Here is a 17,325-nt window from a genome sequence, read left to right as displayed (position 1 = left end):
GGCGATGCAAACGTCCTGAACAGGAAAAACTATCAAATTTTAGATTTCAATTAGTTTTTGTGATCACTGACCGGGAGCACGCCACAGCGGCAGCGCGGCGACGGCGCGCTCGATATCGTCCATGTCGTCCGCGCCCAGGGTGTCGTCGAAGGGCGCGGACAAAATGCTGCGCATCAGCGCCAGACGCGTCGTCGCTTGCTGCGCATCGATGAAGCGCGTCGTTTCCGCGCAATACCGCGCGCGCCGCTCTGCATCGGCGCCGTCATCGTCGCCGTCGGGATAATAATGGCGGCCGATGTGATGCAGCGACTGCAACAGGAATTCGATCTCGCGCAGGATGCGCAGCGCATCCTCGCCGGACAGCACGATGCGGCGGTTGGCGGGCAGCAGGGATGGTGGCGTGGCGGGATGGTCAGCCATGGCGGATCTTTCTATCAAGGACAAGCCGACAGCCTACGCGATTTTTGCCGCTGGTGACGCCAACCGCGCACCGGGCGCGAAGCGCACGGCGATCAGCAGCAACAGCACCACGCCGCCCGCCATCACCATCCACGCCTGGGCCAGGCTGGACGAATGCTGGCGGATCAGGCCGGCAATGAACGGCATGCTGCTGGCGATGATGTAGCCGCCCCCCTGCACAAAACCGAGCAGCGCGCCGGCGCCGACCGGGTCCCGCACATGGTCCATGCTGACGATCAGCGACAGGGGGAACAGCGAACCGATGCCGCAGCCCAGCAATATCACGGCGGGCAGCGCCAGTTGCGCGGGCGCCACGATCAGGCAAGCCAGGCCGGCCAGCACGGACAACAATACGGACAATAACAGGATGCGGCGGTCGGGGAAGCGGTGGATGACGCTGGAAATCACCAGTCCCGCCAGTACTTCCACCAGGGTCAAGGCGCCGAGCAGCAAGCCGCTGTCGGCCGCGCTCCAGCCCAGTTCCGTATAAAACGGCGGCAGCCAGGCCAGCACCAGCGTGTAGGCGCCCGTGCCGATGCCGAAAAATACCATCAGCAGCCAGGCGCGGCCACTGCCCACGGGCAGGCTGGCGCCCGCGCCGCCGGACACCTCCACGCGCGCGGCCGATGCGCGGCGCCACAGCAGCGCGGCGGCCACGGCGGGCAGCGCCCACAGGGCCAGCAGCGCCTGCCAACCTAGCGATTGGGCCAAGGGCGAAGCGGACGCGGCGGCAATGGCCGCGCCGCCCATGATGCCCGTCGTATAAAAGCCCATCAGCTGGCCGGCCCGCTCGGGAAAATGGCGCTTGATGAAGGCCGGCAGCAGCGCCTGCACCAGCGCGATGCCCAGGCCGCCCAGGGCCGCCGTGGCGATCAGGCCGCCACTGCCATGCAAGGGCCAGCGCAACGCGCAGGCGGCGGCGATAATGGCGATGCCGATACCGATGCCGCGCGCCACGCCGAGCCGGCGCTGCAACTGCGCGCCCGCCAGCGCGCACACGCCCATGGCGAACACGGGCACCGTGGTCAGCAAGCCCGCGTCGGCATTGCTGAGGCCCGTGCTGGCCTGGATGCTGTCGAGCAAGGGGCCGATGGCGGCCAGGATGGGCCGCAGGTTCAGCCCCAGCAAGATGATGGCGGCCACCAGCAGGGCCGAAGACGTTGAAGAAGGGGAAGCGGCAGGGCGTGTGGAAGGCATGGGATAGTCCTTGCCTCGCTGGGAGGCACATGGTTTAATGCGTCATCAAATATGACTCGATGAAAAGTATCTTAACACGAAGATAGAAATCTATCTTGAGGTCAAGATAAATGGATCCCCATGACAGACACCCCGCAAGAACACACGCGCGCGCAATTTGCCGCCGCACAATGGCAGCGCGAGCTGCCGCAGATGGATACGCGCGCCATGCAGCTGGTGGGCCAACTGGGCACGGTGGCGCAGCTGATGGCGCGCGACTGGCTCAACCCGCTGTTCGCCGAACACGGCTTGCAGCCGGGCGAATTCGACGTGCTGGCGACCTTGCGCCGCTCGGGCACGCCCTACAGCCTGACGCCGACGGCCCTGTACGAAGCGGCCATGCTGTCCTCGGGCGGCATGACCAACCGCATCGACCGCCTGGAAGCGGCCGGCCTGATCGAACGCCAGAAGCACCCGACGGACCGGCGCGGCGTGCTGGTGGCCCTGACGCAAAAGGGGTTGGAGTTGATTGAAAAGCTGGTGCTGCTGCACGTGGAGAACGAGCGCGCCATGCTGTCGGCGCTCAGCGCCGACGAGCAGCGCCAGCTCGACCAGTTGCTGGCCAAGCTGCTGCACGGCATGGCGCAGGCGAAGAAAATTTAGGAAAGCAGGTGCGCCAGCTCGCGCAGCGCCGCATTGCCGCGCCGGGCCAGGCGCTGCAGTTCGGCAGGGTCACGGCTGTCGTACAGGGCCTGCACATGGCGCGCGCTGGCCGCGCGCAAGTCGATATCGCTGTCGCGGCGGTCTGGAACATGGGCGTCGGCCACGTTGCCCTCGACGAGGGTCAGATAGTAATGGCGTGGCTTGCCGCGCAAGTTGGCGGCAAACTGCAGCACCAGGCCATTCTCGAACAGCAGGGCGCCGCTGCGGCCACCTTGTTCCAGCAGCACGCGAAACGCCGGCAAAGGCTGCCGCGCCGCGCGCAGGAAGCCGGCCAGGTGCACCTGATCACCGAGGCCCAGGCCATTCGCGACCAGCTGGCCGCGCTGCAGAAACGCCTTGAACAATGCGTGCACGGGCCGGCCGGCGCGACGGAACAGGCGCTCGTCCTCGTACAGGCACAGCTGGTCGACGTCGCTGACGGGATAGAAGCCGTACGCCACCAGCTCCTGCGCCTCGAAAGTGCTCAGGCCGACGGCTTGCGGGTCGCGCAAGCAGCCATGATCGAGCCAGGATTGCAGCAAGAAGTGAATATCGAGGATGGGCATGGCAAGCGGATCGGCAGTGGCAAAGGCGCCTATTGTAGGCCAGCCTATAATAGCCGGGCCACACCCTCACTCAACGCACAGACTACGCCATGGCCCCACACGACGCGCTTTCCGAATTCGACCTGATCAAACACTATTTCGTGCGCCAGCGCCCCGGCCGCGCCACCCTGGGCATCGGCGACGATTGCGCGCTGATGACGCCCGGCGCCGGCAAGCAGATCGCCATCTCGTCGGACATGCTGGTCGAGGACCGGCACTTCTTTGCCGGCGCCGACGCCCGCATGCTCGGTCACAAAAGCCTGGCCGTGAATTTGTCCGACCTGGCCGCCATGGGCGCGCGTCCCGTGGCATTCACGTTGGCCCTGGCGCTGCCGCAGGCGGAGCGCACCTGGCTGGCCGGCTTTGCCGACGGCCTGTTTGCGCTGGCCGACGCGTTTAATTGCGAACTCATCGGCGGCGACACCACCAAGGGCCCTTTGAATATCTGCATCACCGTGTTCGGTGAACTGGCGCCGGGCCAGGCCCTGCGCCGCGGCGCGGCCGTGGCGGGCGACGATATCTGGGTCAGCGGCACCCTGGGCGACGCGCGCCTGGCGCTGGCCGGCTATCGGATGGAACAGGAACTGGCGCCAGAGGACCTGGCCACTGCCGGCGCGCGCATGCACACGCCGACGCCGCGCGTGGCGCTCGGCTGCGCGCTGGCCGAAGCGGGCCTCGCGCATGCGGCCATCGACATTTCGGACGGCCTGGTGGGAGATTTGGGCCACATATTAAAAGCGTCGCAGGTGGGCGCCACCCTCGACGTCGACGCCCTGCCCGCCGGCCCCGTGCTGGCGCGGCAAGACACCACCCTGCGCCGCCGCTACACGGCCGCCGGCGGCGACGATTATGAACTGTGTTTTACGGCGCCCGCCACGTCGCGCGACGCCATCGCCGCCTTGGCGGCCAGCTGCGGCACGCCAGTCACGCGCGTGGGCAGCATCGAGGCGCATGCGGGCCTGCGGCTGGTGGATGCAAAGGGGCAACCGCTGGATCTGGCCTTGAGTTCTTTCGACCACTTCAGCGATTGAGCTAACGCACCGCTACGCGCGCCAACCCTGGCTGGTTCACCATCCAGTAGTGCTGGAAGGCCAGGCGGATGTTGTCGCGCAGCTGGGTGTCGTCCCACGGCTTCGTATAGAAGCGGTAGATGGCGCCGCGGTTGATCGAGTCGAGCACGGCTTCGAGACCCGTGTAGCCGGACAGGATGATGCGGATGGTTTCCGGGTACAGCTCTTTTACTTTACTGAGAAATTCCGTGCCGCTCATGCTCGGCATGCGCTGGTCGCAGACGATCACGTGCACCCGGTGCAGGGCCAGCATTTCAAAGCCTTCGGCCGGCGTGCTGGCCGTGAGGATCTGGTAGCCCTCGGGACGGAACAGGCGGTGCAATGACGACAGCACGTTGACGTCGTCGTCGACGATGAGCAGCGTTTGCGCCGGTTGCGCGGCCGGGTCGTGGCCGGGCGGCAGGCCGGCGCCGGCGACGATCATCTGTCCCAGTTCCAGCGCCGGCAGGGCGCGGCTGAAATAGAAACCCTGGATTTCGTCGCAGCGGTTGCGCCGCAGGTATTCGAGCTGCGGACGCGATTCCACGCCCTCGGCCACGACGCTCAGTTTCAGGCTGTGCGCCATGCTGACGATGGCCAGCGCGATGGCCGCGTCATTCGGATTGCTGGTGATGTTGCGCACGAAAGCGATGTCGATTTTCAGCTTGTCGATGGGGAAACGCTGCAGATACGCGAGGCTCGAATAACCGGTGCCGAAATCGTCGATGGCCACCTTCACGCCGATTTTTTTCAGCTTGCCCAGCACGACGATGGTGCGCTCGGCGTTCGACATCAGCGCCGTTTCCGTCAGTTCCAGCTCCAGCAATTCCGGCGCTACATTGTGCTGCGCCAGCGCGCGCGTCACCTCGCCTTCCAGGTCGCCTTCGGCAAACTGGCGGCTCGACACATTCACGGCCACGTGCACGGGTCCCACTTCGCTGTCGCGCCACTCGGCGATCTGGCGGCAGGCGGCCTGGATCACCCAGGCGCCCACGCGCACGATCAGCCCCGTGTCTTCCAGCACCGGCACGAATTCGGCCGGCGCCACCAGGCCGTAGCCGGGACGGCGCCAGCGCAGCAGCGCTTCGACGCCGCTGATGCGGCCCGTGCGCAAATCCGCCTTCGGCTGGTAGTAGAGGATGAACTGCTCGTGTTCGAGCGCATGGCGCAGCGCCAGTTCCAGGTCCAGGCGCGCCAGCACCTGCACGTTCATGCCGGCCGTGAAAAAGCGGTAGCCGTCGCGTCCCGCCTGCTTGGCGCCACCCATGGCCGTATTCGCGTATTTGATCAGGGTTTCCGGGTCGGTGGCGTCGTCCGGATACATGGCGATGCCGATGCTGGCCGTCAGGGTGGCCGCATGGCCGCGCAAATCGAACGGCGCCCTCAAGGCTTCGCGCACCTGGTTGGCCACGGCCACGGCTTCCTGCTGGTTGCGGCTCATGGTGAGTATCAACGCGAATTCGTCATTGCCCAATCGCCCCACCGTGTCACGCAGGCGCACGCATTCGACCAGGCGGTTGCTGAACTGGCGCAGCAATTCGTCGCCCAGCGCCGCGCCCAGGGTGTCGTTGATGCTTTTAAAACGGTCGAGCGCGATGAACAGCACCACGATGCGCCAGCTTTTCTCTTGCGCCAGTTCCACGGCCTGGGCCAGGGTCTGGTAAAACAGGCTGCGGTTCGGCAGCCCCGTCAAGCCATCGTAATGGGCCAGGTGCTTGAGGCGCTCCTGCGCCTGGCGCCGTTCGCTGATGTCGCGCGCCACGGCGATCAGCAGCAGGCCGCCCGTGGCCCCAGCGCCCGGATAGCCTCCCCCCACGGGCGCCTGCGCATACCAGTGCCAGCCCAGCTCCACCGGGATCAGGCTCAGGTCGCGCCGCACCAGTTCGCATTCCGTCACTTCCGTGGCCAGATGGGCCGGGCCGCCGGGCATCGCGGCCAGCGGCGGGGCCGGCGGCGACGGCAGCAGGGTGCCAGGGGCCAGCGCCAGCAGTTCGGTGCGCGCATAGCCGAGCAAACGGCACGCGCCGTCGTTGACGTCGACCAGGGTCATGCCCACCACGTCGACGAGAAAGATGGCGTCGGTGGTGGCGTCCATGGCGCCACGAAAACGCTGCAGTTCCGCCGTGCGCTGGCCCACCGTGCGTTCGAGCAGGGTGTTGTAGTGGCGCGCGGCGCGGTGCAGCAGCCGCACTTCGAGCATGTTGCGGATGCGCGTGAGCACCTCGAGCGCATCGAACGGTTTACTGATGAAGTCGCGCGCGCCCGCTTCCAGCGCCGCCAGCTTGGCGTCCGGGTCGGCGGCGATCACCAGCACGGGCAAATAGCCTTCCAGCTCCAGCGGGCGCAAGGTATCCATCACCTCGTAGCCGCTCATGCCCGGCATCACCAGGTCGAGGATGATCAGGTCGAACTGGTGGCGCTGGTGCAGGCCGGCCACAGCGTGCGCGTCGAGGGTGCTGGTGATGGCCGTGTAGCCGCCGCTGTGCAGTAAATGCTCGAGCAGGCGCAGATTGACTTCCTGGTCGTCGACGATGAGAATTTTCGCCGCATAGATATCGGCCTGGCTGATCATGGCGCGCCGGTTCCCTTCTGCCGGCGCTGCTGCGCCACATAGGCCAGGGTGCTGTTGATCGCCTCGGTAAATTCATCGAGGTTGATCGGCTTGGTCAGGTAGCGGTAAAAGCCCAGCGCCAGGCTGCGCTCGACGTCGCCCGGCATGGCGTTGGCCGTCAGGGCGATGACGGGGATATGCGCCGTGCGCGGATCGGCGCGCAGCAGTTTCAGCGCATCCGTGCCGTTCACGTTCGGCAGGTTGATGTCCATCAGGATCAGCTGCGGCAAGTGCGTGCGTGCCATTTCCACGCCCAGGCGGCCATCGGTCGCCGTCAGCAGCTGCAATTGCGGGCAGTAGCGCACGATTTCCTCGACCAGGGTCAGGTTGGCGGGGTTGTCTTCCACGTACAGCAAGGTCACGGGCGCGCTGTGCTCGAGCAGCGCGCCGGCCAGGTCCGGCCGCGGCAAGGCCAGCGTGTCGGGTGCGGGCAAGGCGTCGACCACGCGCAGCTCGATCCAGAAGGTGCTGCCCTCGCCGGGCACGCTGGTCACGCCGATGCTGCCATCCATCAGCTCGACCAGGCGCTTGGTGACCACCAGGCCGATGCCGCTGCCTTCTTCCGTGCCGCCTTCCTGCCCCAGCCGGTTGAAAGGCTGGAACAGCAGCGCCACCTGTTCGCCGTCGAGGCCCACGCCCGTGTCGCGCACGCTGATGCGCACCCGCCCGCCCGCCTGCGGCGCGCAATCGATGGCCACCTGCCCCCGCTCGCGGTTGTACTTGAGCGCATTCGACAGCAGGTTCAGCAGGATTTGCTTGAGGCGCGTGCGGTCGGCCAGCACGTTCAGGGGGCAGGCGTCGGGGAAGGCCATGCCGATGCCGCGCTGGCTGGCCAGCGGCGCGATCATGTCGCGGCATTCCTGCAAGATGGCGTCCAGGCCCACGGGTTCGAGCGACAGGCTGACCGTGCCCGATTCCACCTTCGCCAGATCGAGGATTTCATTGATCAGGGTGAGCAAATGGCGTCCCGATTTCAGGATATGCCCGGCGAACTCCTTCTTTTGCTCGAGGGTCGACGGCAGACGGTCGGAACTGAGGATTTGCGCGAAGCCCAGGATGGCGTTGAGCGGCGTGCGCAATTCGTGGCTCATCGACGACAGGAACGCCGACTTGGCATAGTTGGCGCTGCGCGCCTCTTCCATCGCCATGGCCAGTTCGCCATTCGTCATTTCCAGCTGCATCGTGCGCTCGTGCACGCGCACTTCCAGTTCCTGGTTCAGGCGCATGACTTCCTGCTGCGCCTCGGTGCGCTGTTCGCCTTCGCTCGCCAGCTCGCCGTTCGAGCGCTCCAGCGCCTGCGTGCGCAGCTCGATCTCGGCCAGCATCTTGTTGAAGGAATCGACCAGCTGCGCCACTTCGTCGACGCTGAGCTTGCGCGCGCGGCGCGAATAGTCGCCCGTCTCGATCACTTCACGCGCCACGTCGGCGATGTCGAGGATCGGCTGCGTGATGACGAAATCGAGGCGGCGCAGCAGCAGCAAGGCCACCAGCAGCGCCAGCACCGTCACGCTCAGCGCGATGGCCAGGTAATCGGCCGTGCGGCCGGCCAGTTCGTAATCGGCGCGCAGATACACGGTGCCCAGCAGTTCGCCATTGTCGACGATGGGCTTGAACAATTCGACGGATTTGCCCGCGATGCTGACGCCTTCCTTGCCCGCCATCGACGGCAGCTCGCCCACGTGCTGATGCGCGCGGTAGCTGGCAAACAGACTGCCGTCGGCCTTGTACAGGGCACCGGCCGTCACGCGCGGACGGATGCGCATCAGGTTGAGGTTTTCCAGCGCCAGGCGCTCGTCGTCGAAGGCCAGCGCGGCCGAGCTCATGTGCCCCAGCAGCTCGGCCTGGGTACTGATGTCGGCCACCAGATTGCGGTGGTAGGCGCGCAAGTCATAGACGACGATGGTGCCCAGCGAAATGACGAGCGCCACCAGGGTGGTCAGCAAGACCACCGACATCAGCTTGTGGCGGATGGAACGCAGTCTGATCATCTAGGCGCCTCCCGTCTGCACGCGGTAGGCGGCCAGCAGCATGCGCGCGCTGATGCGGATATGCGCCTGCGCCACGGGTTTCAAGGCCACGTCGAAGCGGACCTTGTCTTCGGCCATCACAAAATTGATCATGCTGCCCATCGCGTAGACCTCATCCGAATCGGATACCGTCAGCAACGCCAGGCCACGGCTGGCGGCCAGCATTTCCTGCAACGCCGTTTTCTCCAGCGCGCCCAGGTACAGCACGTGCAGCCCGGCCAGCGTTTCGCCGCGGCGCACTTTTTTCACTTGCACGGCGCGGCCGTTGACGCTATGCCCGGCCACGCTCTGTTCGAGCTGCTCGGCCAGCGCATCGGCGCCCGCCACGCCGATCACCAGCGGAGAGTCGGGCCGGGCAAAGCTGCCGTCGGGCCATTCGACAAAGCCGGCAAACTTGTACAGATACCCGGCCTTGACCTGGCGTTCCAGCTCCCCCGGCACCTGTGCCCGCGCATCGGCGCACAGCACGCCCAAAAGCAGCAAAAGCCAGCCCCAGCGAAGAGGGAGGCGGCGGCCGCGCGCGGGGCGGCGCAGGGGGCCAGGATGACGCCACCAGGTCCAGTTCAGAATTACCATGACAACCGAGTAAAGATAATGCAATCCGAAGGCGCGGCACCATGCCGCTTGCCTGTTCGAGCGATGCGCACCCGGGTAGCGCAGCGGCGGCCCGCCTGCCGGCCCGAAGTGGTAGCAAATGTATAAAAGAGTGTACGCATTTTCGCTGTGACCGGGGAAAGTTTCTTTTACCGTTGACCATGCTACAGTCTTGCCACCATTTTCACCGCATGCAGGAGTCATCCATGAGCAAGGAACTCGTCCCCCTCTCCACCGCCGTCGGCCTGGCATTGCAGGCGAAGGGACTGCTGCTGGCCACGGCCGAATCGTGCACGGGCGGCGGCGTGGCGCAGGCCGTCACAGACGTCTCAGGCTCGAGCGCCTGGTTCGAACGGGGCTTCGTCACCTATTCCAACGGGGCCAAGACCAGCATGCTGGGCGTACCTGCCGAACTGATCGCCGCACACGGCGCCGTCAGCGAGGAAGTGGCCGCCGCCATGGCGCAAGGCACCCTGGCCCACAGCGAAGCTCAGGTGGCCGTCTCGACCACGGGCATCGCCGGCCCCACGGGCGGCGTGCCGGGCAAACCCGTCGGCACCGTCTGTTTCGGCTGGGCCATGGACGGGCGCGTGCTGACGCAACGGCTGGTATTCGCCGGCGACAGGCAAGCCGTGCGCGAGCAGGCCGTGGCGCACGCGCTGCGCGAACTGCTGCGCTTTATCCAGTAGCGTCGGCGATGCAGGCGCGGTCGCGGCCCGCCTGCTTGGCCGCGTACAGGGCGCTGTCGGCGCGCATCAGCAATTCGTGGCGGCCGGCGCCGTGGCGCGGATATTCGGCGATGCCGGCCGAAAAGGTACAGCCCGTCAAGCTGTGCGGCGCCTGCTGGATCAGCAGCTGGCGGTAGCGCGCGGCGATATCGTCGATCTTGTGCGCGGCGATCAGGCTGTCGGCTTCGCGCAACAGCAGGCAGAATTCCTCGCCGCCATAACGGCACACCATGTCGCTGCCGCGCAACTGGCCTTCCACCAGGCGCGCGAACTGGATCAGCACTTCATCGCCGAAGTTGTGTCCATAGGTGTCGTTGACGCGCTTGAAAAAATCGAGGTCGATGATGGCGATGGCCACGGGTGCATCCGCATCGGCCTCGTGCAGGATGGCATTGAGGCACGTTTCAAAATGGCGGCGGTTGTACAGGCCCGTCAGGTGGTCGCGCATGGCCTGTTCCTTCAGGCTGTCCTGCAGGGAATTGACGTGCAGGATCTGGTGCGCCAGTTCGCGGTTCAGGTGCTCGAGCTTGGCGTTTTCCGTCTCGCGCGCCGCCTGCAGCTCCAGCGCCTTGTCGCGCTCGGCCTTCAGGCTGTGCATTTCCTTTTCCAGGTTGCGCATCAGGCTGCGCGAGGCGCGCGCCGATTTGCTGCTGGCCTCGTAGGCGGCCTGGTATTGCTGCAAATAGCCATACGCGACCTGCCATTCACCCAGCTGGGCGTTGATGTCGGCCAAGCCGCGCAAAATCTGCTGCTGGTGAAACGGATTGCGCGTCCAGCTCAGCAGGCTGTGCGCCTGCGTCAGCGAGGCCAGCGCCTGCGCCGTCTGGCCCGCGTGCAAGTCCAGCTTGCCGCGCACCAGCCACGCATGCATCTGCTCTTCCAGGTCCTGGCCGCGGCGCGCATATTCTTCGGCCCGCAACAGCAATTGCAGGGCGCTGTCGGGCTGGCGCAGCAGGATGGCCGCATGGGCGGCGATGCAGAACAGAAAGGCGCGCACGGCCAGGTCTTCTTCCGGCCACTCGTAAAACGGCTCCACCAGCGCCAGCGCCTCGGCCGGCTTGCCGGTGGCCAATAAACACATGGCCAAGTTGGCCGAGACGATGGTTTGCTGGTATTTGAGCTTTTGCGTGCCGATGATCTCGAGCGCCTCGACCAGCAAGGGGATCGCATCTTCATCGTTGCCCAGGTCATGCTGCGACGACGCCAGGTTCGACAGGCTGTTGACCCGGTGCGCGGGGCTGCCGAAGCGTTCGGCGATGTCGAGCGCCAGCAGGAAATTGCGCGGGCCGTCCTGCGTATCGCCACGGTTCAGGGCATCGACGCCCAGGCGCGCGTACAGCATGAACTTGTGCAAGGAATCGGGGATCTGCGCGGCCTGACTGCGCGCCTGCAGGAAATGCTGCTCGGCATCGGCAAAATCGCCGCGCCGGCTCGCATATGCGCCCTGCAGGGCGGCCACTTCCATGCCCCCTTCCAGGTCGCCGCTGTGCTGGAAATACGCGCCCAGACGCTCGCACGACGGCTCGGCCTCGCCCGCGTAGTACGCGAGCCAGCAATGATTGAGTTCCGCATACGCGCCGCCGCGCGCATACTGTTGCCGTTGCGCCGCCGCCAGCGCCATCTGCGCCAGCCGGCGCGCCTGGCGGCGGTTGCCGACCAGGCAAGCCAGGGCTTGCTGATTCAGACGGTCAATGTCGGCTTTATCGAGACTGGAGATCGGCACTGCGTCCTCGTTCACACTCTGGGGTGCATTTTTCACACAAAACTTGCTCTGTATCAATGGTATCCTGATTAACATCATAACCAGATTCGCTGTTCCGCATGGCATATTTGCAAAGGATTGTGGTAAAAATGCCAGTCGCCGCTGTCACGGATCTTTGATTGTCACTGACGCAACAACTTGGAGTAGTCGCAATGCAAAACACGGTACATTTCATCCTGCAGGGCAAGGGCGGCATCGGCAAGACCCTCGTCTCTACCCTGCTGGCCCAGTGGATAGGCGGCAAGGACGATACGCCTTTGCGCTGCTATGACACCGACCAGGAAAACGCGACTTTTTCGCGCTACAAGGCGATGAACGTCAAGCATGTGCCCGTGATGACGGATGCGCGCAACATCGACCCGAAACGCTTCGACGCGCTGATGATCGACATTCTCGACACGGACGGCAACTGCGTGATCGACAATGGCGCCAACACCTTTTCGCCGCTGATGGGCTACCTGCTGGAAAACGACTGTTTCTCGCTGCTGGAAGAATCGGGCCGCAAGGTGTACATCCACACCATCGTCGGCGGCGGCGACACCCTGCACGACACGGCCACGGGCTTTGTCGCCACGGCCCAGTCAACGAAGGTGCCGCTGGTGCTGTGGCAAAACGAACACTTCGGCCTGCTGCAATCGGCGTCCGGCAAGCAATTCGTCGAATCGCAGTCGTACAGCGACAACCGTGCGCGCGTGAAAGGCAGCATCACCTTGAGCCAGCGCAATCCCGACACCTTCGGCGCCGACGTCAAGAAAATGAACACGGCGCGCCTGACGATGCAGGAAGTGCTGCAGAACGACAAGTTCAACATCATGGAAAAGCAGCGCATCAAGGTCGTCTACCGCGACATCTTCGAACAGCTCGACAAGGTGCAGTGGTAGATGGACCAGCACAAACTGCGCAGCCACGTGTTCGACAAGACGGGCATCAAGATCGATGTCGATGACCCGATATTCGCCCTCGTGGCGCTGAACGAAGCCGTGCTGGCGGAAACCGTCGAGCGCCAGCTGGCCGTGCTCGATGCTGCCACGCAGGCGCTGGCGGCCCAGGCGCGCGCGGCGGGCGGCTTGCCTGCGGCCATGCCCCAGCCTGCGCCGGAAGCGCCCCTGTCCACCCCTTGGTTTTCTCCGCGCGAATGGCGCTTGCTGGGCGCCGCGGCCATCGTCTCTGTCGCCTGCGCGCTGCTGGTGCTGGGCGGCGCGGCCCTGCTGTATAAACTGTAGCACCGACCGTAGTATCGTCGCGCTGCGCCAGCCACGAGCGAGCCGCGGCGTCTTCTCCACCTACCCTGGAAGCATGCATGAAACCGATCAAACTGCTGGCCCTCCCCGCCCTGCTGCTGTCGCTGTACGGCGCCCCCTTGAGCCTGAGCCACGCCGCCGATGCGGCAGTCGCGACGGGCGCGACGTCCGTGCCGCATATCGCCTACGAAAAATACACCTTGCCGAACGGCCTCGACGTGATTCTCGTGGAAGACCATAAATTGCCCGTCACGGCCGTCAATATCTGGTACCACGTGGGTCCCGCGAATGAAGCGCCGGGCCTGACGGGCTTTGCGCATTTGTTCGAGCACATGATGTTTGCCGCCACCAAGCACGTGCCGCGCGGCATGGCCGACCAGTTGCTCGAAGGCGCGGGCGCCACCGATTCGAACGGCAGCACGGATTTCGACCGCACCAATTATTTCGACACGGTACCGTCGAACCAGCTGGAACTGGCCCTGTGGACGCATTCCGACCGCATGGGCTACCTGCTGGACGTGCTCGACCAGACGGCGCTGACGAACCAGCAGGACGTGGTGCGCAACGAACGCCGCCAGAGCGTGGAAAATGCGCCCTACGGCATCGTGCAGGAAGCGCTATACCACCAGCTGTTTCCCAAGACCCACCCGTATTACGCCAGCGTCATCGGTTCGCACGCGGATATCCAGAACGCGAAACTGGCCGACATCAAGGAATTCTTCAGCAAATACTATGGCCCCAACAACGCCAGCCTCGTGATCGCCGGCGATATCGACAAGGCGAAGACCAAGGAACTGGTCAACAAGTATTTTGGCAGCTTCAAGAGCGGCCCGGCCGTGCCGAAACCCGATGTCGTGACGCCGCCCATCACGCAGGAACGCCGCATCGTGGTGCAGGACCGGGTCGAATTGCCGCGCGTCTTCATGGCCTGGCTGACGCCGTCCGCCTACACCAGGGATGACGCGGAACTGTCGATGGCCGCGCACATCCTGGCCGGCGGCAAGTCCAGCCGTTTATATAAGTCCCTGGTGTACGACAAGCAGATCGCCCAGGACGTGGGCGCCAGCCAGGGCTCGAACGCCCTCACCTCCATCTTCACCATCGACGCGACGGCGCGCCCGGGCCGCAAGCCCGAGGAAATCGAGCAAGCCCTGCAGGCGGAGCTGGAGCAATTGCGCGCCAAGGGTCCCACCGAGAAGGAACTGGAGCGTGCACGCAACAGCATCGAGACCAACATGCTGAGCCAGGTGGAAAAAATGGGCGGGCGCGGCGTGGCCAACTTGCTCAACGAATACAACCAATACCTGGGCGACCCCGGCTACCTGGCCAAGGATATCGAGCGCTACCGCCAGGTGACGGCGGCCGGCGTGCAGCGCGCCGTCGACCAGTACCTGAAAAACCAGTCGCGCGTGGTCGTCTACGGCGTGCCCGGTACGCCGGACCTGGGCGCGGAAGTGCCGACACCGGCGCTGGGCAAGGTCAAGCCTGCGCCAGGCACGGCCATCAATGCGGACGAGCCATGGCGCAATGCCGTGCCGAAGGCCGGTCCCGCACCGAAGATTGTTTTACCGCAAGGAAAATCGTTCACCCTGGCGAACGGCCTGACCGTGATCCACCACTACAACGGTGCCGTGCCGCTCGTGTCCAGCCAGCTGGTGATCAAGAGCGGCTCGGGCGCCAATCCGCTGGCGCAGCCGGGCTTGTCGAGCTTTACGGCGCAATTGCTGCAGGAAGGCACGGCCACGCGCACGGCGCCGCAGATCGCCGACGATGTGGCGCAGCTGGGCGCCCTGCTGAGCACCGGCTCCGGCACGGATGCCTCGTTCGCCCAGCTGACGTCGCTCAAAGCCACCTTCCCGCAAGCGCTCGACGTGCTGGCCGACGTGGTGCTGCACCCGCAATTCCCGCAAGAAGAAGTCGAGCGCCAGCGCGCCAGCCGCATCGGACAGCTGGCGCAGCAGCGTGAAAACGCGGGCTTTGTCGCGGCCCGGGTGGAAGCGGCGGCCCTGTATGGCCCGCAGCACCCGTATGGCTACATCCAGCTGGGCACGGAAGCGGCGTTGAAAGCGGCCAGCCGCGCAGACCTGCAAGGTTTCTGGCAGCAGCATTATCTGCCCAACAATGCGGCCCTGATCGTCTCGGGCGACATCGGCGAAGCGGAATTGAAGACGCTGGCTGAAGCGAAGTTCGGCAGCTGGAAGCCAGGCACGGTGGCGCCGGCCGTGGCCGCCGCGCCGCAAACGACGAAGGCAAAGTTGATTTTGGTCGACAAGCCGGGCGCGCCGCAAACGGCCGTGCGCCTGTCCGCTATCGCCGTGCCGCGCGCCACGCCCGACTACGCGCCGCTGCAAGTGATGAATGCGGCGCTGGGCGGCTTGTTTACCAGCCGCCTGAACACCAACTTGCGTGAAGAAAAGGGGTATACGTATGGCGTACGCTCGCAATTCCAGTACCGCAACCAGCCTGGACCATTCTCGATTGCCGCCAGCGTGCGCACCGACGTGACGGGCCCGGCCGTGTCGGAAACCGTCAGGGAACTGCGCGCCATGATCGCCAAGCCATTGAGCGGCAAGGAACTGGCGAATGCGCGCAACTCGCAAGTGCTGTCCTTGCCGGGCCAGTTCGACACAAACGCCAGCATCAGCGCCAGCATGGCGAACGCGTATATCTATGGCCTGGGCCTCGACTATTACACGACCTTGCCGCAGCGCTTTGCCAGCGTGACGGACAAGCAAGTGCAGCAGGTGGCGAAAAAATACCTGCAGCCGGAAAAGCTGATCGTTATCGGCGTGGGCGACAAGGCGAAGATCGCCCCGCAATTGAGCAAGCTGAAACTGGCGCCGGTGGAATTGCGCGATGCTGAAGGCAACGTGAAGTGATCAGGATTAGCGGCGCTTGAACAGCGCCGCTTTATCCACCAGCGCCGCGATCGCCACGCCGGCCGTGTAGGCGATCAAGTCGACCCAGCCGAAGGCGGTACCCAGCACCAGGTGTCCCAGCGGATGCGCGCGCAACGCGACGATCCACGGCGCCTGGACCAGCTGGCCAAATTCGACGGCAAAGCAGATCAGCAGGGACCACAAGGCCAGCTGCCACGTGCGCATGCGCGTGGCGATGATGCCCAGCGCAAAGACGATCATCATGGCCCACAGGGCGTCGCCCGGATACTTGCCGAGCGCGGCGGGGACGAATTGGGGATAGGCGCGCGAGGCCAGGCCCAGCGCGATGACAGCCACGGTTGCGCCCACCTGCAGCAGGCGGCGGCGTTCAGGTTTTACCAGGAACATATTTCCATTCAAAGGCACAATACGGGCCGAACCATTGCGGCCCGTCCGATATTGTACTGCGCGGCCGTGTCCGCCTGTAGCCTAATGCATCAGTTCAACTTGACGTTCTGCGCCAGGAAATCGAGAAAGACGCGCACGCGCAACGGCACATGCCCGCCTTGGCCCACGAAGACGGCATGCACTTCCTCGCTGTCACCCGGATTGAATGCTTCCAGCACGGCCTGCAAACGGCCGGCCGCGATATCGGCGCGCACCTGGAAGGCGGCCAGGCGCGCCAGCCCCAGTCCCGCCAGCGCCAGTTGCCGCAAGGCTTCGCCATCGCTGGCCTGGGCATTGCCGACGACAGGCACGACGACGTCGCCGTCAGGCAGGCGCAGCGGCCAGCCCGAGCGGGCGCGCGCGTAATTGGCATCAAGCAAGTTGTGCGACGCCAGCTCGGCCGCTGCCTGCGGCGTGCCGCGCCGCGCCAGGTAGGCGGGCGCGGCCACGATCACCATGCGCGTCTGGCCCAGCTTGCGCGCCAGCAGGCTGGAACTTTTCAATGGCCCCGCCCGCACGGCCACGTCCGTGCGCTGCTCGAGGATATCGACGACTTCATCCGTGAGCACGATGTCGAGCGTCACCTCGGGACAGCGTTCGAGAAACAACGGCGCCAGCGGCAACAAAAAATGCTGGCCGAACGGCACGTTCGCATTGACCCGTATTTTGCCGCGCGGCACATCCTGCACGCCGGCGCAGCGCTCGGCCTCGTCCAGCGCCGCCAGCACGTGACGCCCCCGTTCGTACAGGCCGCAGCCTTCGGCCGTCAGCTGCAGCTGGCGCGTGGAACGGTTCAGCAATCGCGCGCCCAGGCGCTCTTCCAGCCGCGCAACGAGCTTGCTGACGGCCGATGGCGTCATGCCGCAGGTGCGCGCGGCGGCGGAAAAGCCGCCCAGCTCGACCACGCGCACAAACACTTCCAGCTCGCCGGAGCGGTTCACTTCCAGTCTGGCCATTGTGAATTCAACTCATAAATGTTCTTCGATGAGATAGTCTAGTGCATAAATGGCTTTGCTTTCATCATGCCCACATTCCCCTTGATGAA

Annotated in this window: 15 protein-coding genes; 6 read left to right on the top strand and 9 right to left on the bottom strand. The window is 65.1% G+C overall.

The genetic code is table 11. The features are described 5' to 3' along the window. Window positions 1-63: 63 nt before the first annotated feature. Together ACPJXG_RS02705 and ACPJXG_RS02700 are read right to left on the bottom strand one after the other, a co-directional pair. Window positions 64-420 carry a hypothetical protein gene (locus ACPJXG_RS02705; RefSeq protein ID WP_217916710.1) on the bottom strand — a complete coding sequence of 119 codons (357 nt, stop codon included), beginning with the start codon at window positions 418-420 and terminating at the stop codon, window positions 64-66. Window positions 421-453: 33 nt separating this feature from the next. Continuing rightward, window positions 454-1,656: an MFS transporter gene (locus tag ACPJXG_RS02700; protein ID WP_425253327.1), complete on the bottom strand. Its 1,203-nt coding sequence runs from the start codon at window positions 1,654-1,656 to the stop codon at window positions 454-456. Between the two features lie 120 nt (window positions 1,657-1,776). On the opposite strand from ACPJXG_RS02700, the gene ACPJXG_RS02695 reads away from it, so the two are divergent. Beyond that, entirely contained in the window at window positions 1,777-2,298 is a 522-nt protein-coding gene (locus ACPJXG_RS02695; RefSeq protein WP_425253326.1) for a MarR family winged helix-turn-helix transcriptional regulator, read from the top strand. On the opposite strand, the gene ACPJXG_RS02690 is transcribed toward ACPJXG_RS02695, so the two are convergent. Further along, on the bottom strand, window positions 2,295-2,903 hold the full coding sequence (locus ACPJXG_RS02690) for a hypothetical protein (RefSeq protein WP_425253325.1): 609 nt from the start codon (window positions 2,901-2,903) through the stop codon (window positions 2,295-2,297). The genes ACPJXG_RS02695 and ACPJXG_RS02690 overlap by 4 nt on opposite strands. A gap of 89 nt (window positions 2,904-2,992) precedes the next feature. Here ACPJXG_RS02690 and thiL point away from each other — a divergent pair, with 89 nt between their 5' ends. Next, entirely contained in the window at window positions 2,993-3,973 is a 981-nt protein-coding gene (thiL, locus tag ACPJXG_RS02685) for a thiamine-phosphate kinase (protein WP_425253324.1), read from the top strand. Between the two features lies 1 nt (window position 3,974). On the opposite strand, the gene ACPJXG_RS02680 is transcribed toward thiL, so the two are convergent. The 3 genes from ACPJXG_RS02680 to ACPJXG_RS02670 are packed head-to-tail and all read right to left on the bottom strand — an operon-like array spanning window position 3,975 to window position 9,112. Beyond that, entirely contained in the window at window positions 3,975-6,563 is a 2,589-nt protein-coding gene (locus ACPJXG_RS02680) for an EAL domain-containing protein (protein ID WP_425253323.1), read from the bottom strand. Next, window positions 6,560-8,590 (bottom strand): ATP-binding protein, encoded by a 2,031-nt coding sequence (locus ACPJXG_RS02675; protein ID WP_099401719.1) that lies wholly within the window; start codon window positions 8,588-8,590, stop codon window positions 6,560-6,562. Before ACPJXG_RS02675 ends, ACPJXG_RS02680 begins: the two co-directional genes overlap by 4 nt. After that, window positions 8,591-9,112 carry a YfiR family protein gene (locus tag ACPJXG_RS02670; RefSeq protein WP_035822448.1) on the bottom strand — a complete coding sequence of 174 codons (522 nt, stop codon included), beginning with the start codon at window positions 9,110-9,112 and terminating at the stop codon, window positions 8,591-8,593. Between the two features lie 317 nt (window positions 9,113-9,429). Between ACPJXG_RS02670 and ACPJXG_RS02665 the strand changes: the two genes are divergently transcribed. Beyond that, window positions 9,430-9,912: a CinA family protein gene (locus tag ACPJXG_RS02665; protein WP_402719564.1), complete on the top strand. Its 483-nt coding sequence runs from the start codon at window positions 9,430-9,432 to the stop codon at window positions 9,910-9,912. Here the strand turns inward: ACPJXG_RS02665 and ACPJXG_RS02660 are convergent. Further along, window positions 9,902-11,674, bottom strand: a complete 1,773-nt coding sequence (locus tag ACPJXG_RS02660; RefSeq protein ID WP_369681709.1) for a GGDEF domain-containing protein — start codon at window positions 11,672-11,674, stop codon at window positions 9,902-9,904. The two genes, ACPJXG_RS02665 and ACPJXG_RS02660, sit on opposite strands and share 11 nt — an antisense overlap. Before the next feature lie 191 nt (window positions 11,675-11,865). Here ACPJXG_RS02660 and ACPJXG_RS02655 point away from each other — a divergent pair, with 191 nt between their 5' ends. The 3 genes from ACPJXG_RS02655 to ACPJXG_RS02645 all read left to right on the top strand — a co-directional run bounded on the left by ACPJXG_RS02655 (window position 11,866) and on the right by ACPJXG_RS02645 (window position 15,833). Continuing rightward, window positions 11,866-12,594, top strand: coding sequence for a hypothetical protein (locus ACPJXG_RS02655; RefSeq protein WP_034746168.1), 729 nt, complete (start codon window positions 11,866-11,868; stop codon window positions 12,592-12,594). After that, on the top strand, window positions 12,595-12,936 hold the full coding sequence (locus tag ACPJXG_RS02650) for a hypothetical protein (RefSeq protein WP_199534209.1): 342 nt from the start codon (window positions 12,595-12,597) through the stop codon (window positions 12,934-12,936). A 77-nt stretch (window positions 12,937-13,013) separates the two neighbouring features. Continuing rightward, a complete protein-coding gene (locus tag ACPJXG_RS02645; RefSeq protein WP_425253321.1) occupies window positions 13,014-15,833 on the top strand; it encodes a M16 family metallopeptidase in 2,820 nt (939 codons plus the stop codon). Between the two features lie 6 nt (window positions 15,834-15,839). On the opposite strand, the gene ACPJXG_RS02640 is transcribed toward ACPJXG_RS02645, so the two are convergent. Continuing rightward, window positions 15,840-16,241 carry a DUF2809 domain-containing protein gene (locus ACPJXG_RS02640; protein ID WP_425253320.1) on the bottom strand — a complete coding sequence of 134 codons (402 nt, stop codon included), beginning with the start codon at window positions 16,239-16,241 and terminating at the stop codon, window positions 15,840-15,842. 89 nt (window positions 16,242-16,330) lie between these two features. Beyond that, on the bottom strand, window positions 16,331-17,236 hold the full coding sequence (locus ACPJXG_RS02635) for a LysR family transcriptional regulator (protein WP_425253319.1): 906 nt from the start codon (window positions 17,234-17,236) through the stop codon (window positions 16,331-16,333). Between the last annotated feature and the right edge of the window lie 89 nt (window positions 17,237-17,325).

This window comes from Janthinobacterium sp. NFX145, assembly GCF_049810325.1.
Classification (GTDB): Bacteria; Pseudomonadota; Gammaproteobacteria; order Burkholderiales; family Burkholderiaceae_D; genus Janthinobacterium; species Janthinobacterium rivuli.
The sequence above is the reverse complement of the archived record's forward strand: the minus strand, read 5'-3'. Positions and strand labels throughout refer to the sequence as shown.

Coding starts and splice junctions, on each gene's coding strand:
- ACPJXG_RS02665 (WP_402719564.1), top strand. CDS start 9,430: ATGAGCAAGGAACTCGTCCCCCTCTCCACCGCCGTCGGCCTGGCATTG.
- ACPJXG_RS02675 (WP_099401719.1), bottom strand. CDS start 8,590: ATGATCAGACTGCGTTCCATCCGCCACAAGCTGATGTCGGTGGTCTTG.
- ACPJXG_RS02680 (WP_425253323.1), bottom strand. CDS start 6,563: ATGATCAGCCAGGCCGATATCTATGCGGCGAAAATTCTCATCGTCGAC.
- ACPJXG_RS02650 (WP_199534209.1), top strand. CDS start 12,595: ATGGACCAGCACAAACTGCGCAGCCACGTGTTCGACAAGACGGGCATC.
- ACPJXG_RS02695 (WP_425253326.1), top strand. CDS start 1,777: ATGACAGACACCCCGCAAGAACACACGCGCGCGCAATTTGCCGCCGCA.
- ACPJXG_RS02635 (WP_425253319.1), bottom strand. CDS start 17,236: ATGGCCAGACTGGAAGTGAACCGCTCCGGCGAGCTGGAAGTGTTTGTG.
- ACPJXG_RS02655 (WP_034746168.1), top strand. CDS start 11,866: ATGCAAAACACGGTACATTTCATCCTGCAGGGCAAGGGCGGCATCGGC.
- ACPJXG_RS02640 (WP_425253320.1), bottom strand. CDS start 16,241: ATGTTCCTGGTAAAACCTGAACGCCGCCGCCTGCTGCAGGTGGGCGCA.
- ACPJXG_RS02705 (WP_217916710.1), bottom strand. CDS start 420: ATGGCTGACCATCCCGCCACGCCACCATCCCTGCTGCCCGCCAACCGC.
- ACPJXG_RS02690 (WP_425253325.1), bottom strand. CDS start 2,903: ATGCCCATCCTCGATATTCACTTCTTGCTGCAATCCTGGCTCGATCAT.
- thiL (WP_425253324.1), top strand. CDS start 2,993: ATGGCCCCACACGACGCGCTTTCCGAATTCGACCTGATCAAACACTAT.
- ACPJXG_RS02645 (WP_425253321.1), top strand. CDS start 13,014: ATGAAACCGATCAAACTGCTGGCCCTCCCCGCCCTGCTGCTGTCGCTG.
- ACPJXG_RS02700 (WP_425253327.1), bottom strand. CDS start 1,656: ATGCCTTCCACACGCCCTGCCGCTTCCCCTTCTTCAACGTCTTCGGCC.